A 16,026-nucleotide genomic window follows, 5' to 3' on the forward strand; every position below is an offset into this window, starting at 1 on the left:
CGCGCTTGGCCATGAGCCAAGGCTCGCCGACACGGATGTCCGGCAAAATTCCACGCCTTATCGGGCGTGCCTCATCCCTGTCCTGAGTATCTCGCGATGCTGCAAAAATCCCTGAGAGCACAAATTCTCGCCCTGCTGAGCGGCAGCCTGCTGGCGATGCTGTTGATCGCACTGGCCTGCTTTCATTTCCTGTCCAATGGCGTGCAGAACTACAGCCAATTGATCGCCGGCCCCTTGCACACCTCACAATTGATCGACGAGGCCAACCTGCAATTCAAGGTGCAGGTGCAGGAGTGGAAAAACGTCTTGCTGCGCGGCAAGCAACCGGCGGACCTGGCCAAATACTGGAGCCAGTTCGAAGATCGTCAGCGCGATGTGCAGAACATTCTCGGTGAACTGGCCGGCCAGAAAGGCCTGGAGCCGGCGCTGAAAACCCGCATCGAACGCCTGCGTGAAGAGCACCGCCAACTCGGCAGCGCCTACCAGAAAGGTCGCGATGCCTACGTCGCGGCCGGTGCCGATCCAACGGCTGGCGACAGTGCGGTCAAAGGCGTGGACCGCGCCACCAGCGATCAGATGAGCGAACTGGTCGCCGAGCTGCGCAAGCAGGGCACCGAACAGTCGGCGCAAAACAGCGCCAGTGCCGACAGCACCGTGCTGCTGGGGATTGTGGTGATGCTCGGTTCGGGTCTGCTGATCGGCTTGCTCAGCCTGTGGCTGGTCAACCGCAACCTGATCGAACCGATCCGCAAACTGATCGATTACGTCACCCAGTTGAGCCGTGGGCGCCTCGCCGAGCGCGTCGCCAACGACCGTCAGGACGAGTTGGGCAACCTTGCGGCCGCCGCCAATACCCTGCGCGATTTCCTCGCCGAAACCTTCACTCACCTGCAACGCAGTGCCAGTGATCTGGACAGCGCCAGCGGCGAACTGAATGCGATCGCCACGACCATGGCCGGCGGCACCAACGAGCAGTTCAACCGCACCGATCAGGTGGCCACGGCAATGAACGAAATGTCCGCCACCGCCCAGGAAGTCGCCCGGCATGCGGCGGATGCGGCGCGGGCTGCCGACGATGCCGACCAGTCCGCCCAGCAGGGTGAAAAGGTCATGCAGGGCACCATCCACACCATCACCCGGATGCGTGGCGAAATCGCCAACACCGCTGAAGTGATTCGTCGCCTGGAAAGCGACAGCGGGCGCATCGGCAAGGTGCTGGAAGTGATTCGCGGCATCGCCGAACAGACCAACCTGCTGGCGCTCAACGCAGCGATTGAAGCGGCACGGGCCGGTGAGGCCGGACGCGGTTTCGCGGTGGTCGCCGATGAGGTGCGCAACCTTGCGCAGCGTACCGCCGAGTCGATCATCGAGATCAATCAGATCATTCAGAACGTGCAGACCGGTGCCGTGGATGCCGCGCAAGCGATCGAAAGCGGTCAGGCGCGCAGCGACGAAAGCGTCGAACAAGTGACTCAGGCCGGTGCGATGCTGGAGCGCATCACCCATGCGGTGGAAGCGATCCGCGACATGAACCGCCAGATCGCCACCGCCGCCGAAGAGCAGACCTCGGTGGCCGAAGACATCTCGCGCAACCTGACCGAGATCACGTCCATCGCCAGCACCAACCTCAACAGCGTGCAGCGCACCGAAAGTGCCAGCCAGAATCTGCATGGCCTGTCCGGGCAACTCAATGAGGTCACCGCGCGCCTGAGCGCCTGACGTCCGCCGACGTGTACCGGTTCGGTTACCGAGTCGGTACACAGTCGATCTCAAATCCGTGCGAGTGCCGCCGATGGCCGGTTATCTATAACCGGCATTGGAGCCAGCCCATGGTCAGCATCACCTCTGTTTCAATCAATCAAACCGTCACCACCGCCACCAGCAAAACCAAAATCAGTGACGCCAGTGAAGACACCTCGGCCACTGCAACCAGCAGCGCAAGCGTCAGCGCCGATACCAGCAAAGTGGCGGCCGGCGGGGGCGCGGCTCCGGCAGGCGACAGCAGTTCCGACAGCAGCGGTGAATCGGATTCGGTGAAAGCACTGCGCAAGCAGATCGCCGAGCTGCAAAAGCAATTGCAGGAGCAACAGCAAGCGCTGCAAGCGGCTCAGGCCAAGCAGGAAGACGCTGATGCCAAAGCGGCTGACGTGGCCTCCGCCGAGTCGCAAATCTCCAGCACTTCGGCTTCGTTGCAGACCGCGACGGCGGCATTGTTGCAGGCGTTGCAGGATTCCGGGTCGAGCAGCTCGGGGTCGTTGGTCAGCACGTCGGCCTGATTTCTCAAGAGCACTGAAGGTCCAATGTGGGAGCGAGCCTGCTCGCGCAGGCGCAGTGCCAGTCGCCTCAGATGTGGCAGACAGACCGCTTTCGCGAGCAGGCTCGCTCCCACAGGGATCTGTGGTGGATTTGAGTTTGTGGTGTTTCAGGCAGTGGGCAGGCTGAAGGTGAACAGCGTGCCGCTCTGTGCGGTGGACGCCACATGCAAATGCCCGCCATGGGACTGGGCGATCTGACTGGCGATATACAGCCCCAGACCGAGCCCAGCCTGTGGCGTGCTGGCGCTTGGGCGCGAGTAAGGCTGGAACAGATGCGGCAAAACCGCCTTGGGAATATGCCCCTGATTCTTCACCGCCAGCATCAACGCGCCGTGCTCGACTTGCGCGATGACCTCAATGTCACCCGCCGGGTCGCCATGGGCCACGGCATTGGCCAGCAGGTTCGACAGCAGTTGAGCAATTCTCGCGCGGTCACAGGGCAAGCCCTGCAAGTCACCGATGGACGCGTGAATGGTGCGCTGCGGATGCACGTTACGAATTTCCGTTACCACTTGCTGCACGGCTTCGGTCAAATCGGCGCAGGGCTGGATATTCACCGGAATGCCCTTGCCCAAGCGTCCGCGAGCAAAGTCGAGTACGTCATCCACCAGCCGGGTTGCCCGTTGCGCACTGCCGAGGATATTGCGTACCCGAACGTCGATGGCCGGATCCGGATGCTTGCGCAGGAGCATCTCGGCGCCAGCGCTGATCGCGAACAACGGGTTACGCAAGTCGTGGCCGAGTACGGCAATGAACTGTTCGCGCAACTCGGCGGTTTCGCGCTCCTGCAACAACGCGGTTTCGGTGAGCTGCGCGTTTTCCTCGGCTTCGATCTGCAACGCAAGCATCCGCGCGAACGACTCCATGGTGCTCTGGATGCTGCTGGACTTGAGCTGTGCCGGGTTCGGATCGAGGGCGCAGATCGTGCCGAAAAACCGCCCGTCGGTGCGGAACACCGGCACCGAGATATAGCTCTCGAATTTGTACAGGCGCGGGGTGTGATGATCGCGGTAGAGCGGGTCTTCGCTGGCCTTGTCGATCACTACCGAAGTGTGGGCAGCGCGGATTTCGTGGCACAGCGTGGTGACCACATCCAGTTCGCCACCGACCTGCAGGCCAAAATCCAGCTGGTCGAGGACGGCGCAGGCTGTCCATGACTCCTCGGTAACCCGCGCCACGGCGGCGAAGCGCAGGCCGGTCAGTTCGCGAATCACCTGAAGAATCGCCGGAACCGCGCTGATCCGTTTGATCGTTGCGATGTCTGCTGCCGCTGTCTGCCCCATGCCCATCGCTCTCGGCTGCAATTGTTTATCTGATGGTCGCCATACTAGCCGTCTGATGGCGGTTTTGGCATCCCTTCAGGCGGCATCCGCGTGATTCGCCGGGCAACGGACGCAAAAAAGCCGCAGGATCCGGGATCGTGCGGCTTTGCGTTGGCGGTGTATCAGGTGTCTTGCTTGTTGCTCAGCACCTTGCCGGTGGTGGCATCGAAGTCGACGTCATACTCTTTGCCATCGGCGGTTTTCAGCTCGACTTCGTACTCGTAACCGTTGAAGTGGTTATCCAGATCGGTGTCGGTGATGGTCGCACCCGGATGCAGTTTCAGCGCTTCGGCGTTCATCGACTCCAGCGACTTGATCTTGCCGGATTTGACCAACTCAGGGATCTGGTCGACACGCACATCGGCTTGGGCCAGGCCAGCAGTCAGGGTCAGGGCAGCGGCGGTAAACAGGGCAGTCAAAGTTTTCATCGGGTCATTCCTTGGGTTGTTCGTTGAAGTGGGCTCAGGTTAACCACCACAACTTAATTCACCCTTAAAACCCCGAATACAAAACGGGCAAGCCATGCCCGACACAAAACCTGTGGGAGCGTGGCTTGCCCGCGATGAAGGCGCCTCGGTTTTTTCAGATCAGAACCCGTTGTTCTTCAACACCTGATCAACACTGGCACTGGCCGGACGCTTGTAGAACTTCAACAATTCGCTGGCGCGGTTGGTGAAGATGCCATCAACCCCGGCCGCCATGACTTTCTCGAAGTCCACCGGTTCATCGACGGTGTACACGTGCACCAGCATGCCCTGATCGTGGGTGTACTGGTTCATCCACGGTTGCACCAGATCCGAGTAGCTCTGATCGCCACCCTGGGTCAGTTTGGCCGAAGGGCCGGTGCCGATGGCGCCGTGAGCCTTGGCGAAATCCACCCATTGCTTGAATTCGGCTTCGGACTTCGGCTCCTGCTTACCGTAGAACACGTTCTTGTCCTTCTCGCCGGATTCGGCAAAGGTCACCTTGGATTTTGGCTCGATGCTGCCTTCACCGACCCACAGCAGCAGGATCTTCGGTACTTGCGGCATTTCCTTTTGCAGCAGTTCGAGGCTGTTCTTCTCGAAAGTCTGCAGGATCACTTTGCCTTTGCCCTGGCCGACGCCCAGCTCGCTCTTGGCCAGTTTCGAACCGGCCGGGCTCAGCCAGCCGCGATCCTGCAGTTTCTCTTTGAGGTCATGCTCGATCCCCGGAAACAGTTGCGGTTCCTTGGTTTCGATGTACAGGCCCGGCTTGTGTTTCGGGTTGGCCTGGGCGATGTCGATGATTTCATCGAGGGTGAGGATTTTCAGCCCGGCATAGGTCGGACGTGCACGATCCGGGTAAGCCTTGTTGTACCAGCTGCCGGCGTCGAGGGTTTTCAGTTCGGCCATGGTGAAGGCGGTGGCCGGGCTGTCTTTGCGCTCGGGGAATTTGGTGGCGACGTCGGTGGTGCGTTGCAGGTTGTTGTCGTGCAGGGCGAACAGCACGCCGTCCTTGCTGCGCTGCAAGTCCATTTCCAGGTAGTCGGCGCCGAGGTCGCGGGCCAGTTTGTAGGAGGCGGCGGTGGACTCCGGCGCATCGAAGGACGCGCCACGGTGTGCGATCACGGCTGGATGCGGGATGCCATGGGCGGCGGCCAGCGCGTTGACGTCAGTCGCGGCGGCGTGGGCCTGGCCGAGACCGAGCATCAGGCTCAGCATGAGGGCGCTTTTGGTGAAAGTGGCGGGCATGTTCGAGTTCCTTTCGCAGGGCATTTTCAAAGACGTACCTTTTAACAACTGAATCGGTTGCGTGCTATCGCCAGACCGACATAAACGTATTAAAAGCGATTTTTCCTGCACTTTTGTGGCGCGGTTTGCAGTACGCTTGGCCTCGGCAGACGCTCCGGCAGAGGGCGCGCCGAGTCTGTTGCCCTGCGTGTAAACCATCGATGATTTTTCGTGAGGTTTACCATGCGCATCACTTCCCAACTCATCTGTCAGGCCGCCGATGACCTCAAGGGTTTTGTCGGCCTCAACCGCAAGACCGGTCAGTACATCGTGCGATTCAGCGAGGATTCGTTCGGCATGGACGTGGCCGATGACGGCATCATTCCCACCAGCGAATTTGTCTGGGCGCCGGTTTCGGATACCACCATGACCTTGAAGCGCGAGCTGATTCAGTTGCTGCTGGATCAGAACATCGATGAGCGGATCAACATCACTGAGCCGTTGCGGGTGTACATGAGCAAGGTTGAGGTGCCGGAGATTGTGGCGGTGCGCAGTCTGGTGCAGGGCTGAGGTTTTTGTATTGACGCTACTGGCCGCATCGCGGGCAAGCCACGCTCCCACAGGTTATTCGTTGTTCTGAAGATCACGCAGTACCTGTGGGAGCTGGCTTGCCAGCGATGAGGCCAGTGAGAACACCACCCAACTCCCTACCCAAACCGATACTCCCGCTCCACCCGGCACACCCGCGTCTGAAACGTCGAATACCACTGCGCCCGCCCACGCGCCTGAATCACCCGGTGCTCAGGATGCTCGCGCCAGGCCAGAATCGCCGCCTCGCTCTCCCAGTAGGAAATGGTGATCCCGACGCCATCTTCCCCGCGAATCGAATCAATCCCGAGAAACCCCGGTTGCTGGCTGACCAGCTCCATCATGCGCTCGGAGGCCGCGGCATAACCGTTGTCACCTTCGGTGCGGGTCGAGGTGAAAATCACCGCGAAGCAGGATTCGTTCGGCTTCATGGACGTCGCTCCGCACACGCTTCGACAAACGCCCGCACCAGCGGCGGGACATGGCCCCTGAGCGCCGCACGTTCCGGTTGAAACAACGTGGCGACAAAAAACACATGGTCAGTCAATTCGATCGCGCGCAAGTCGCCCGCCGAATCGTGCCCCACGGCACGTAGCGGAGGGGTCAGTAATTCCTTTTCGAACTGTGGGTTCACACCGAATCGGCAGCGATAACCTTCATGAATTTCAGACGTTTCGTACGCCTTGGCGATCAACGAACCGGCGACCAGATGAATGCTGTCTACCGCCTCCACCAACGAACAGGTCAGCGGCGTCAGTACCGCTCGCGGCGAATCCGGTGACGTTTCGCCATGCTCGGCATCGGCCCAGCCCAGCACATTGCGGGAAAATTCCAGCAGCGCATGCTGAAAACCGCCGCAGGTACCGAGGAAAGGGCGCTGTTGTTCGCGGGCAAAACGGATGCCCCTGAGTGCACCGGCCTCACTTTTGTAAGGGCTGGCCGGAACGCACCAGAAGCCGTCGTAGTGTGCCAATGGTGTATCGACGTGGATTTGATCCGTGGCCAGCCAGTCGAATTGCACATTGTGGCCGGACTGCTCGGCGATCATGCCGAGGGCAACGGGGATCGCCTGGTGGGCGGTGACTTGCGGGTCGTGATCGCCGATCAGGGCGATGGAAATGGCGTCCATGGGATTTCCTTGATTTGAGTAAGTAAACCTCTGTGGTGAGGGTGTGCAGTTGTCGATCACCGGGGCTCACTATAGATTGGCGTTCACGCACTCAATATTGGCGTTTTCCCAAGTGATCAATGCAGCGACGCACTATCGACTCGACTACCCCGATCTGGCGCTGATTCTCGCTTTGGTACGCGGCGGCTCTCTGGCCCGGGCGTCGCAGTTGCTCAGGGTCGACGTGTCGACGGTGTTTCGCGCAGTGCGTCGTCTGGAGTCGGCGCTGGGCCAGCAATTGTTCGAAAAGAGCCGCGCCGGTTATTTGCCCACCACCCTCGCGCAGACGCTGGCCGAGCAGGCCGAGCGCGCCGAGCAGGCGCTGGAAGCAGCGCGAATCGGTGTCGAGCAGGGCGGAGAAGTGGTCAGCGGTACGGTGCGCCTGACCTGTACCGATTCGGTGCTGCAAGGCCTGCTGTTGCCGGCGCTGGCGCAGTTCATGCCGAACTACCCGGCGCTGACTCTTGAGCTGAGCACCTCCAACGATTTCGCCAACCTCAGCCGGCGTGATGCCGACATCGCCCTGCGCCTGACGCGTACACCGCCGGAGCATCTGGTCGGACGGCAACTGGCGAAGGTTTCCTACCGGGTCTGCGCCAGTGCGCGGTATCTGCAGAATGTGGATGCGACGGATCTGGCAGCGCTGACCTGGATCGCCCCGGACGAGTTTCTGCCGGATCACCCGACCGTCGCCTGGCGCCGCCAACAGTTGCCCGGCGTGATCCCGAGTTATCGCTGCAACAGCATGCTCTCGGTGACGGAACTGGTGCGCGGCGGTCTCGGCGTGGCGGCGTTGCCGGACTTTCTGATCACGGAAGGTTTGCAGCCCCTCAGCGCACCGCTGCACGGCTATGACACCGCGCTGTGGCTGCTGACCCGCGCGGACTGCCGCGCGTTGCGCGCGGTGGTCACGCTGTTCGATGAACTGGGGCGGGCGCTGCGTCTGCCATGATCAGCGTTGCGGATCCTGGCAGATGTGCGCATGCAGTTCGCGGGTCAGGCCTTCGATGCGTTCAGTCAGGCTCTTGGTCATCTCGGTGAGTCGGGTGTTCTGTTCCAGCAATTCGAGCAGTTGCGCGGTGGTCTGTGCGGCCTGCGCCTGGCGCTCGCTGTTGGCCACCGCCAGCGCTTCACGGTGTTGCGCGTCGGCGTCCGACTGCGCCTTGTCCCGCGCGGCCTGTCGGGTTTGTGCCAGCAGGATCAACGGCGCGGCGTAGGCGGCTTGCAGGCTGAACGCGAGGTTGAGCAGGATGAACGGGTAGACGTCGAACTGCGTCACGCCCGAGACGTTGAGGCCGATCCACACTGCGACGATCAGCGTTTGCGCGCCGAGAAACAGCGGCGTGCCGAAGAACCGTGCGAAGGCCTCGGCACGCAGGGCGAACGCATCGTTGCCGAAGGTGGTGTTGAGGTGGGCGTGGGGGCGGTGGAAGCGCAGGTGATCGACCGGGGCGGGCGCGGGGACGTTGGGTTTTTCTGTGGTCATGGTGGGCTCGGCAGGACTTGGGACTGGAGGTCACTATAGTCCTGCATCGAGGCTGATGGCCCTTTCGCGAGCAGGCTCGCTCCTACAGGGATTGATGAGTCGATCACTTAACTTGTGATCAACCCAGAACCTGTGGGAGCGAGCCTGCTCGCGAAAGCCGCGACGCGGTCTCTCAGCCCGGCGCCCGCTCATTGGCAAACATGCTCACCGCCTGCACCGCTTCACTGGCGCCATCGCGGATCTGCAGAATCACGCTGCCGGCCTGATCCGCCAGTTCAACGCCTTGCGCCGCCCGCCCGCGGGTGCCTTCCATGCTCTTGATCGCCTGCCGTGTCTCGCTCTGGATCAGGCCGATCATGTTGGAAATCTCCGCCGTCGAGCCGCTGGTGCGCGCCGCCAGTTGCCGCACTTCGTCCGCCACCACGGCAAAACCGCGGCCCTGATCCCCGGCGCGCGCCGCTTCAATTGCCGCGTTGAGCGCCAGCAGATTGGTCTGGTCGGCAATCGCGCGGATCGTATTGACGATCGCGGTGATCTGCTCCGAGCGCTCGCCAAGTTGCGCAATCAGCGTTGATGACTGCGCGATGTCGTCAGCAATTTCACGCATTTCGCTGGCCGCCTGCTGGATCACCTGAGTGCCTTGCTCGGCGACTTTCCGGGTTTCCACGGAGATGTGATAAGCGGCGCTGGCGCTACGGGCATCGTGCTCGTGCTGCTCGACGCGGGCGGTGACGTCCGTGGCGAATTTCACCACTTTGCACAAACGTCCGGCGGCGTCATACACCGGGTTGTAGTTGGCCTCCAGCCAAATACTCTGGCCGCGCTTGTCAACGCGTTCGAACTGGCCCTGGAACAGTTCACCCTGATTCAAGCGTCGCCAGAAGTCCTCGTAGGCACTGCTGTTGACCAGCTCAGCGCGGCAGAACAAACGGTGATGTTTACCCTTGAGTTCAGCGAGGGTGTAACCCATGCGTGTCAGAAAATTCTGATTGGCCGTGAGAATGCCACCGTCGAGGTCGAACTCGATCACCGCCATCGCCCGGTCGATTGCCTGCAGTTTGGCGTTGGCCTCGCTTTCCTGCTGCACCTTGGTCGTCACGTTCATGGCGAACTTGACCACTTTGACCACGCGTCCCGACGCATCCTTGATCGGGTTGTAATTGGCTTCCAGCCAGATCGGCTGGCCCTGGCTGTTGATCCGTTCGAAAGTGCCGGACTGGAACTGACCGTTTTTCAGGCGCGACCACAGTTCGGTGTATTGCGCGCTACGGCCAAACTCCGGGGTGCAGAACAAGCGATGCGGCTGGCCGATCACCTGTTCGGCGCGGTAACCCATGGTTTTGAGGAAGTTGTCATTGGCCTTTAACACCACGCCTTCAAGATCGAACTCGATCACCGCCATGGAGCGATTGATCGCTTCAAGCAGGCCGTTTTGTTCGGTGATGGTGTGTTGAAGCTCGTTGAGCTCGGCCTGATGGCGTTTGAAAAACATAGAGGCAGTACCTGGAAGTAGGGAAAGACGAGGTTTGTGTCCCTGTTTCCGCGCTGGCAGAGCAAATGCTGGATGAGCATTTGTCATTGACTGCAAAGTGCCAGCATCCAGGCTGACGAGCTGATCTTATACAAACCCATTTGAGTTGTACAAGAAAATGCGCGTCGGTACGGTTTCGGTTTTTCAAAGTTCGAGTCGGTGACACCGGGCGGCTGCCGAAAATGCCGGTTCAGAGCTGATAACGTGCCAGAAACATCTCAAGTGCCGACTCGGCCACGGCTTTTTGAGTGTCTGCATCCAGCGGCGGCAAACCCATGGAAATCTGCGGCCAGAAACCGAATGACTTCAACAGTCCCTGCACCTGCTGCGCGGCGAAATCGGCATCCACGGTTTTCAACCGACCATCGGCCAATGCGGCGCGAATCCACACTGTCAGGCCTTCTTCCCGCTCACCCATGCGCGCCACCATGTCTTGCGCGCGCTCCGGTGAATGAATGGTGGCAGCAATTGCCACCCGCGCCAGCCCGAGAAAATTGTCATCGGCCATCATCTGCAGTTTGGCCTGCAACATGGGCAGCAGTTGCTCGCGCAGCGGCTGATCGGCGCGGTAGCTCACCGTCTGCTCTTCGGTAATTCGTGCCCAGAGTTGGTTGAGAATTTCGGCGAACAGCTCTTCCTTGCTGGGGAAATGGTTGTACACCGTGCGCTTCGACACCCCGGCGGTAGCCGCGATCTTGTCCATGCTGGTGATCTCGAACCCGTTGGCCCGGAATTCGGCTATCGCCGCCTGGATGATGGCTTCGCGTTTGCGGTCGGTAAGGCGCTGTGCAGCTGTCATAAGTACGCTTCGGCAGAGAAAGAGTGGAATTACACTTCGCAGTTTACTTGTCATCCGGTTTGATGCAACCTAGAAACTACACCGTCGAGTGTAATGTTGCGTTAATCCGCGCAACCTAAAAACCAGACAGTTCGGCTGATGCGTGCGTGCCTTGGCCATTTATCGTCCCACCGTGAAAAACCGTGAATTGCGCGGTTTTTCTGGAGTCTCTCAGTCATGGCCAATCCAGATTTTTCTGCGGATCAAACTTCCACGCCTGAAGCCTCTCGCCAGGATCAAGGGCTATTCCGTAACCATGCGCCGGTGCAACGCGAAGGTGGGCGCAAGATGCTGCGGATCATGTGGAACATGATTTTCAACAAGCCGCGCAATACCCGTCCCGCCGCTGCGATCCCGGTGCAGTCGCTGACAACTGAAGACCTGCTGGCCGCGCCTGACCACAGCGTCTATCGCCTCGGCCACTCGACCCTGCTACTGAAAATGCGCGGCAAATTCTGGATCACCGACCCGGTCTTCGCCGAGCGCGCTTCGCCCGTGCAGTGGGCCGGCCCGAAACGCTTTCACCAGCCGCCGATCAGTATCGACCAGTTGCCGCCGATCGAAGCGGTGATCCTCTCGCACAACCACTATGATCACCTCGATTACCAGGCAGTGCTGAAACTGGCGGCCAAAACCAACTACTTCCTGACCCCGCTGGGCGTCGGCGATACCTTGGTCAAATGGGGCATCGATGCCAGCAAAGTCCGCCAGTACGACTGGTGGCAGGGCACCGAAATCGCCGGCATCCGCTTCGTCGCCACGCCCTCGCAGCACTTCTCCGGCCGCGGCCTGTTCGACAGTAACAGCACGCTGTGGGCCTCGTGGGTGATGATCAATGGCGACACCCGCATCTTCTTCAGCGGAGACAGCGGCTACTTCGACGGCTTCAAACGCATCGGTGAACAATACGGCCCGTTCGACCTGACCCTGATGGAAACCGGCGCCTACAACGTCGAATGGCCGCACGTGCACATGCAACCCGAAGAAACCCTGCAAGCGCACATCGACCTCAAGGGCCGCTGGCTGTTTCCGATCCACAACGGCACCTTCGACCTGGCCATGCACGCCTGGCACGAACCGTTTGATCGCATCCTGTCACTGGCCTGGGAGCGCAGTGTGGCGATCACCACGCCGCAAATGGGCGAGGCGTTCAACCTGATGCAACCACAGCGCGGGAGTGCGTGGTGGTTGGCGGTTGAAGGGGAGAGTGAAGGGGTGGTGCAGAACGCCTGACCCCCATTAGTGAATGCTGATGTTTGGTGGTGAGGGGGTAAATCCCCTCACCACAAATGTTCATTCAGCCATCGCATAATCCCCACGCCCCACTGCATCCGATGGCGCACCCATACTCGCACTGCGACCCGGTGCAAACCCCGGAAAGAACACCAGCCCCTGCGCCTCAAACCGGTAAGCCAGCGCCAGCCGCGCAGCATCCGCCACATCTTGCTGCGCTTCAAACCGCTGAATGTCGTCCACCGCAACCTCCGCCTCGCGCGACAGTTGTTCCACGCTCCAGCTCAGCATCGCTCGGGCCTGGACGCAGTGCGTCGGGGTGAACTGGAAAAGGGCAATGCGTTCGAGGATGTGGTTCATCGCAAGAGAGGCCATGGTGTGCTCCGGGCTCAAGAGTGCTGATTGAAAATGTACTGGGTTTTTGTACAGTTGTTTTCGGCCGGGATCAAACGCATTTTTTGATTTGCCCTAGTTCGCCGCCTCCAACCAGACGGACGGTGCCTGGCCGAGGATGCGCCGGAACATCGTCGAGAACGCCGCCGGGCTCTCATAACCGAAATCCAGGGCGATCCGCGTCACCGCTTCACCGGCGGACAACCGCGCCAGCGCCAGCACCACGCAGGCCTGTTGCCGCCATTGACTGAAGCTCAACCCGGTCTGCTGCCGAAACACTCTGTTGAAGGTGCGCAAGCTTATGTGCAACTGCTCGGCCCAGTGTTGCGGTGACTGATGGGCGTTCGGCTGATGCAGAAAGTTCTGACACAGAGCGAGGAGCTTTCCGTCAGTCGGCAGCGGAATGTGCAAGGGCAGAGGGGCACTGCGCGCCAGTTCATGCAGCAGCAAGTCGATCAGTACGCCATCGCGTCCTTCGAGGTCATAGGCCAGCGGCACTTCCACCGCCTCCATCAACAAGTGCCGCATCAACGGCGAAACGCTGATCACCTGGCAGCGCTGCCCCAAATCCACCGACCCCGGCTCGATGTACAGACTGCGCGTGCTCACGCCCAGCATCAGCACCTCATGCGCCACTCCCGGCGGAATCCACACTGCCCGTTGCGGCGGCACCACCCAGTTGCCGTCATGGGTACGAACCTGCATCACCCCGGTCGCGCCGTACAACAATTGCGCCCGTCGATGCGTATGAAATGGCAACAGATGGCCGTGGGAATAATCCGTACCGATCGCCACCACCGGGCGCGGCGTGTCATCCAGCAGATTGATCGAAATATTGCGCATCGAGCGTTTCCGGTAGTTGGCGTAAACGCAAACATTATTGGCTGAGTTGCTGAAGCAGGCCAAGCCGCGTCGCTCTATCGTCGACCGCTCCCCATCACCGGAAGACGCGCCGTGTTCTACCTCCTGCTAACCCTGTTCGGCTGTATGACCGGCATCACCGCTGTGCTCTTCGGCTTCGGCGGCGGCTTCGTCGTCGTGCCGCTGCTCTACCGCATGCTCAGCGCCAGTCATGGCGTCGACGACCCCATCAACCAATCGGCCATGCACATCGCCGTCGCCACCTCGACCTGCGTGATGATCGTCAACGCCCTGATCGCCACCGACAAACACCGCCGCGCCGGCAACCTGATCCGCCATTACCTGTGGCCCCTCGGCGGCTTCATCGCCCTGGGCGCGATCATCGGCGCGATCGCCGCGGTGTGGGTCAGCGGCGAGGTCATCCGCTACGCCTTCATCGCCTACCTCGGCGTGACCATCATCGACTGCCTGCTCAGACGCGGCTTCCTCATCCGTGACGAAGGCGTCATCCCACGCCGATTGAATCGCAAGGAAATATCCGCCGGCGGTGTAGGCATCGGCGCCATCGCCACGTTCCTCGGCGTAGGAGGAAGCGTCATGACCGTGCCACTCCTGCGCCGCTGCGGGTTGAGCATGTCTCAATCAACGTCCATGGCGAATCCGCTGAGCGTGCCGGTAGCCGTGGCCGGGACGCTGACGTATATAGCGCTAGCCGGTTTCAGCGAGACGGATCTGGGCGTGTGGTTTATCGGGTGTGTGGATTTGCTGGCGTTTACGGTGCTGACGCTGGGGGCGTTGGTCGGGATTCGATTGGCCACGCCGTGGATCGGGCGGATACCGGATCGGGTGCATGCTTGGGTCTATATCGGATTGCTGGTCTTGGTGATGCTGAGTATGTGGACTAAATGAGCCGCTGCTTTGTATCTTCGACATCCGGCCGAAACAATCGAACAGCTCAAGAAACAGCGCGGAGGGAAACAATGTCGATCATTGAAAGTGACTGGAAGAAGTTCAAGGAACTGCGCAAGATCGCACTCGACCGATTTTGCCAAGGCGTTCTCGCCGATACTAAAACCATCACCCAGCACGGAGCCCTTTCGGCGCATACCCGTTACGGCATGATTTACGGACTGATCAATGATCGCAATCGCGATATGGCGCGCATGTTCGATGGCCTCGCTCGATCCTCCGCGTTATGGAAATTGACCTTGATGGTTTCGCATGACCTGCTGACTGATGCAGAGTTGTCGATCTTGAGCGATGACGCCCGTAAGCTGGTTTCCGACATTGTGCGCCGCCCCTACGAAATTGAGTGGGTTGACGATGTTGTCCGCGATGAGTGACCTGCGCTCCGTATCTGTTACCTTCATCCGCTGCGAGTCCCCGTCATGATCCGCCGCTAAATTTACCAGCGCCTTTCCAGACGTACCGGCGCAACCGTCACGCCAACCCCGGCGCCTCCCGCACAATAAAGTGATCCAGGTTCTCGATGTTGGCACTGAACACCCCGAACGTCTGTTCGGGGTTCTTCTTGCTCGGCACCTGCTTCAACTCCGGCGTCACGCCATAGAAGAAACAGAACAACTCCTTGTCACTGTCGATCGCGTGCTTGATCTCTTCCAGAAACGCTTTGCGCTTGCGGTAGTTGTCGATCAACTTCTTGCTCAAGTAAACGTTCACCGAATACGGCTTCTTCTTCGCCTCATCCGCCTGCTTGAACCAGACCTTCTGCTCGAAATCGATGCGAAAACTCTGGGTGTAATCCTTGATCTCCTTGATCTTGCCCCAGTAAATCAGCCCCTTGTTGTCCGTCAGATACTCAATCTTCTTGAAGAACGAGCCATAAGGCGCCGTGTGCTCGCCAACTTTCAACGGCATACGCTTGAGCAACTCCTTGTCGGCGAAGTTCGACACAAAACACTCCACCGGATGCGCAAACACACTGGTCTTGTCCGGCGCCGTCTCACGACCCGGCGACTCCCTGGAACTCATCTGCGCCACCCGCACCGGATCATCCCGCAACACATCCGCCGCCCCCGCCGGCGCAGCAGGCTTGCGCACATATTCACGCCGTGTCAGCAACAACTCCGACGGAAAATGCTCCTCGCGAGCGTCATCCGTTTCGCCATCCGCCGCCTCAACGCCAGATGCCGACGCCTTCAAACTCACATACGGACAACCTGCCACATGCTGCGTACCGGGCAGGTTTTTGAAGTGCGGCGTGCGAACGTAATTCACATTCTTGGCGTTGAACGTGCCCAACTCGTTAGAGGCATCAAACGCCAAACGACAGGCATCGTTGGGGCACTGGAAGTGTTCCTTGGCCGAATCGAACGCCACCGTCTCATCGAAATTGAGATCGCGAACGTCATAGATCGACAACTTGTCGTCGAGGCTGAGGCAGTAGGCGAGATCGAATTTCATGGTGGGGCTCGGATCCTTGAGTGGGGGAGAGGTATTAATAGCGGGAGGCGCGGCGGGTTGCACTGATTGTTTTCAAGATGATGCGGAATTTGTGGGAGCCAGCCTGCTGGCGATCCCGGGCATCAACTCAGTCCTGCTGCCAGATACCCACTTTGCAGCAACACATCTCAATTGTG

At 60.1% G+C, this 16,026-nt stretch carries 18 protein-coding genes and 2 pseudogenes; 8 read left to right on the forward strand and 12 right to left on the reverse strand.

Going from position 1 to position 16,026, the window contains the following annotated elements; translation table 11 throughout:
• Window positions 1–675 precede the first annotated feature (675 nt).
• The 3 genes and pseudogenes from ACTJKS_RS00320 to ACTJKS_RS00330 all read left to right on the forward strand — a co-directional run.
• Window positions 676–786: pseudogene (locus tag ACTJKS_RS00320) on the forward strand (hypothetical protein); the annotation flags it as partial.
• 228 nt (window positions 787–1,014) lie between these two features.
• A complete protein-coding gene (locus tag ACTJKS_RS00325) occupies window positions 1,015–1,719 on the forward strand; it encodes a methyl-accepting chemotaxis protein (protein ID WP_371260357.1) in 705 nt (234 codons plus the stop codon).
• A 110-nt stretch (window positions 1,720–1,829) separates the two neighbouring features.
• Window positions 1,830–2,276 (forward strand): hypothetical protein, encoded by a 447-nt coding sequence (locus ACTJKS_RS00330; protein ID WP_108183559.1) that lies wholly within the window; start codon window positions 1,830–1,832, stop codon window positions 2,274–2,276.
• A gap of 146 nt (window positions 2,277–2,422) precedes the next feature.
• Here ACTJKS_RS00330 and ACTJKS_RS00335 read toward each other — a convergent pair whose 3' ends face one another.
• The 3 genes from ACTJKS_RS00335 to ACTJKS_RS00345 all read right to left on the reverse strand — a co-directional run bounded on the left by ACTJKS_RS00335 (window position 2,423) and on the right by ACTJKS_RS00345 (window position 5,349).
• Window positions 2,423–3,598 (reverse strand): GAF domain-containing sensor histidine kinase, encoded by a 1,176-nt coding sequence (locus ACTJKS_RS00335; protein WP_108183558.1) that lies wholly within the window; start codon window positions 3,596–3,598, stop codon window positions 2,423–2,425.
• Between the two features lie 161 nt (window positions 3,599–3,759).
• Window positions 3,760–4,065 carry a PepSY domain-containing protein gene (locus tag ACTJKS_RS00340; protein WP_041066459.1) on the reverse strand — a complete coding sequence of 102 codons (306 nt, stop codon included), beginning with the start codon at window positions 4,063–4,065 and terminating at the stop codon, window positions 3,760–3,762.
• Window positions 4,066–4,224: 159 nt separating this feature from the next.
• On the reverse strand, window positions 4,225–5,349 hold the full coding sequence (locus ACTJKS_RS00345) for a glycerophosphodiester phosphodiesterase (protein WP_086791922.1): 1,125 nt from the start codon (window positions 5,347–5,349) through the stop codon (window positions 4,225–4,227).
• Window positions 5,350–5,571: 222 nt separating this feature from the next.
• On the opposite strand from ACTJKS_RS00345, the gene ACTJKS_RS00350 reads away from it, so the two are divergent.
• Window positions 5,572–5,898: a DUF2025 family protein gene (locus ACTJKS_RS00350; RefSeq protein ID WP_108183557.1), complete on the forward strand. Its 327-nt coding sequence runs from the start codon at window positions 5,572–5,574 to the stop codon at window positions 5,896–5,898.
• 137 nt (window positions 5,899–6,035) lie between these two features.
• Here ACTJKS_RS00350 and ACTJKS_RS00355 read toward each other — a convergent pair whose 3' ends face one another.
• Window positions 6,036–6,347: an antibiotic biosynthesis monooxygenase family protein gene (locus tag ACTJKS_RS00355; RefSeq protein WP_041066466.1), complete on the reverse strand. Its 312-nt coding sequence runs from the start codon at window positions 6,345–6,347 to the stop codon at window positions 6,036–6,038.
• Window positions 6,344–7,045 carry a CTP synthase C-terminal region-related (seleno)protein gene (locus tag ACTJKS_RS00360; protein ID WP_108183556.1) on the reverse strand — a complete coding sequence of 234 codons (702 nt, stop codon included), beginning with the start codon at window positions 7,043–7,045 and terminating at the stop codon, window positions 6,344–6,346. Before ACTJKS_RS00360 ends, ACTJKS_RS00355 begins: the two co-directional genes overlap by 4 nt.
• 49 nt (window positions 7,046–7,094) lie before the next feature.
• On the opposite strand from ACTJKS_RS00360, the gene ACTJKS_RS00365 reads away from it, so the two are divergent.
• The gene (locus ACTJKS_RS00365; RefSeq protein ID WP_041066609.1) at window positions 7,095–8,036 is read left to right on the forward strand and encodes a LysR family transcriptional regulator; all 942 of its coding nucleotides are present in this window, start codon (window positions 7,095–7,097) and stop codon (window positions 8,034–8,036) included.
• Here ACTJKS_RS00365 and ACTJKS_RS00370 read toward each other — a convergent pair whose 3' ends face one another.
• The 4 genes and pseudogenes from ACTJKS_RS00370 to ACTJKS_RS00385 form a co-directional block, all read right to left on the reverse strand.
• Window positions 8,037–8,570 (reverse strand): DUF1003 domain-containing protein, encoded by a 534-nt coding sequence (locus tag ACTJKS_RS00370; RefSeq protein WP_198759452.1) that lies wholly within the window; start codon window positions 8,568–8,570, stop codon window positions 8,037–8,039.
• Window positions 8,571–8,742: 172 nt separating this feature from the next.
• The gene (locus tag ACTJKS_RS00375) at window positions 8,743–9,237 is read right to left on the reverse strand and encodes a methyl-accepting chemotaxis protein (protein WP_371260358.1); all 495 of its coding nucleotides are present in this window, start codon (window positions 9,235–9,237) and stop codon (window positions 8,743–8,745) included.
• 51 nt (window positions 9,238–9,288) lie between these two features.
• Window positions 9,289–10,149, reverse strand: a pseudogene (locus ACTJKS_RS00380) (PAS domain-containing protein); the annotation flags it as partial.
• Window positions 10,150–10,291: 142 nt separating this feature from the next.
• Window positions 10,292–10,900, reverse strand: coding sequence for a TetR/AcrR family transcriptional regulator (locus ACTJKS_RS00385; RefSeq protein ID WP_262948255.1), 609 nt, complete (start codon window positions 10,898–10,900; stop codon window positions 10,292–10,294).
• Window positions 10,901–11,116: 216 nt separating this feature from the next.
• Between ACTJKS_RS00385 and ACTJKS_RS00390 the strand changes: the two genes are divergently transcribed.
• On the forward strand, window positions 11,117–12,172 hold the full coding sequence (locus tag ACTJKS_RS00390; RefSeq protein ID WP_262948256.1) for an MBL fold metallo-hydrolase: 1,056 nt from the start codon (window positions 11,117–11,119) through the stop codon (window positions 12,170–12,172).
• 60 nt (window positions 12,173–12,232) lie between these two features.
• Here ACTJKS_RS00390 and ACTJKS_RS00395 read toward each other — a convergent pair whose 3' ends face one another.
• Window positions 12,233–12,547, reverse strand: a complete 315-nt coding sequence (locus tag ACTJKS_RS00395) for a hypothetical protein (protein ID WP_108183551.1) — start codon at window positions 12,545–12,547, stop codon at window positions 12,233–12,235.
• Between the two features lie 93 nt (window positions 12,548–12,640).
• Window positions 12,641–13,408 carry an AraC family transcriptional regulator gene (locus ACTJKS_RS00400; protein WP_262948257.1) on the reverse strand — a complete coding sequence of 256 codons (768 nt, stop codon included), beginning with the start codon at window positions 13,406–13,408 and terminating at the stop codon, window positions 12,641–12,643.
• 111 nt (window positions 13,409–13,519) lie between these two features.
• Here ACTJKS_RS00400 and ACTJKS_RS00405 point away from each other — a divergent pair, with 111 nt between their 5' ends.
• Both ACTJKS_RS00405 and ACTJKS_RS00410 read left to right on the forward strand, forming a co-directional pair.
• Complete coding sequence (locus ACTJKS_RS00405; protein WP_262948258.1) at window positions 13,520–14,335, forward strand: sulfite exporter TauE/SafE family protein; 816 nt, start codon at window positions 13,520–13,522, stop codon at window positions 14,333–14,335.
• Window positions 14,336–14,406: 71 nt separating this feature from the next.
• Complete coding sequence (locus ACTJKS_RS00410; RefSeq protein ID WP_108183548.1) at window positions 14,407–14,769, forward strand: hypothetical protein; 363 nt, start codon at window positions 14,407–14,409, stop codon at window positions 14,767–14,769.
• Between the two features lie 97 nt (window positions 14,770–14,866).
• Here the strand turns inward: ACTJKS_RS00410 and ACTJKS_RS00415 are convergent, their stop codons facing one another.
• Window positions 14,867–15,850, reverse strand: coding sequence for a hypothetical protein (locus ACTJKS_RS00415; RefSeq protein WP_262948259.1), 984 nt, complete (start codon window positions 15,848–15,850; stop codon window positions 14,867–14,869).
• Window positions 15,851–16,026: the final 176 nt, after the last annotated feature.

It is taken from the genome of Pseudomonas sp. 22189 (assembly GCF_052045635.1).
GTDB classification, from domain to species: Bacteria; Pseudomonadota; Gammaproteobacteria; order Pseudomonadales; family Pseudomonadaceae; genus Aquipseudomonas; species Aquipseudomonas parakoreensis.

What these genes read in the sequence shown, in the direction of transcription:
- ACTJKS_RS00350 (WP_108183557.1), top strand. Translation starts at nt 5,572, where the DNA reads ATGCGCATCACTTCCCAACTCATCTGTCAGGCCGCCGATGACCTCAAG.
- ACTJKS_RS00340 (WP_041066459.1), bottom strand. Translation starts at nt 4,065, where the DNA reads ATGAAAACTTTGACTGCCCTGTTTACCGCCGCTGCCCTGACCCTGACT.
- ACTJKS_RS00335 (WP_108183558.1), bottom strand. Translation starts at nt 3,598, where the DNA reads ATGGGGCAGACAGCGGCAGCAGACATCGCAACGATCAAACGGATCAGC.
- ACTJKS_RS00360 (WP_108183556.1), bottom strand. Translation starts at nt 7,045, where the DNA reads ATGGACGCCATTTCCATCGCCCTGATCGGCGATCACGACCCGCAAGTC.
- ACTJKS_RS00325 (WP_371260357.1), top strand. Translation starts at nt 1,015, where the DNA reads ATGTCCGCCACCGCCCAGGAAGTCGCCCGGCATGCGGCGGATGCGGCG.
- ACTJKS_RS00355 (WP_041066466.1), bottom strand. Translation starts at nt 6,347, where the DNA reads ATGAAGCCGAACGAATCCTGCTTCGCGGTGATTTTCACCTCGACCCGC.
- ACTJKS_RS00385 (WP_262948255.1), bottom strand. Translation starts at nt 10,900, where the DNA reads ATGACAGCTGCACAGCGCCTTACCGACCGCAAACGCGAAGCCATCATC.
- ACTJKS_RS00345 (WP_086791922.1), bottom strand. Translation starts at nt 5,349, where the DNA reads ATGCCCGCCACTTTCACCAAAAGCGCCCTCATGCTGAGCCTGATGCTC.
- ACTJKS_RS00400 (WP_262948257.1), bottom strand. Translation starts at nt 13,408, where the DNA reads ATGCGCAATATTTCGATCAATCTGCTGGATGACACGCCGCGCCCGGTG.
- ACTJKS_RS00395 (WP_108183551.1), bottom strand. Translation starts at nt 12,547, where the DNA reads ATGGCCTCTCTTGCGATGAACCACATCCTCGAACGCATTGCCCTTTTC.
- ACTJKS_RS00370 (WP_198759452.1), bottom strand. Translation starts at nt 8,570, where the DNA reads ATGACCACAGAAAAACCCAACGTCCCCGCGCCCGCCCCGGTCGATCAC.
- ACTJKS_RS00410 (WP_108183548.1), top strand. Translation starts at nt 14,407, where the DNA reads ATGTCGATCATTGAAAGTGACTGGAAGAAGTTCAAGGAACTGCGCAAG.
- ACTJKS_RS00415 (WP_262948259.1), bottom strand. Translation starts at nt 15,850, where the DNA reads ATGAAATTCGATCTCGCCTACTGCCTCAGCCTCGACGACAAGTTGTCG.
- ACTJKS_RS00330 (WP_108183559.1), top strand. Translation starts at nt 1,830, where the DNA reads ATGGTCAGCATCACCTCTGTTTCAATCAATCAAACCGTCACCACCGCC.
- ACTJKS_RS00390 (WP_262948256.1), top strand. Translation starts at nt 11,117, where the DNA reads ATGGCCAATCCAGATTTTTCTGCGGATCAAACTTCCACGCCTGAAGCC.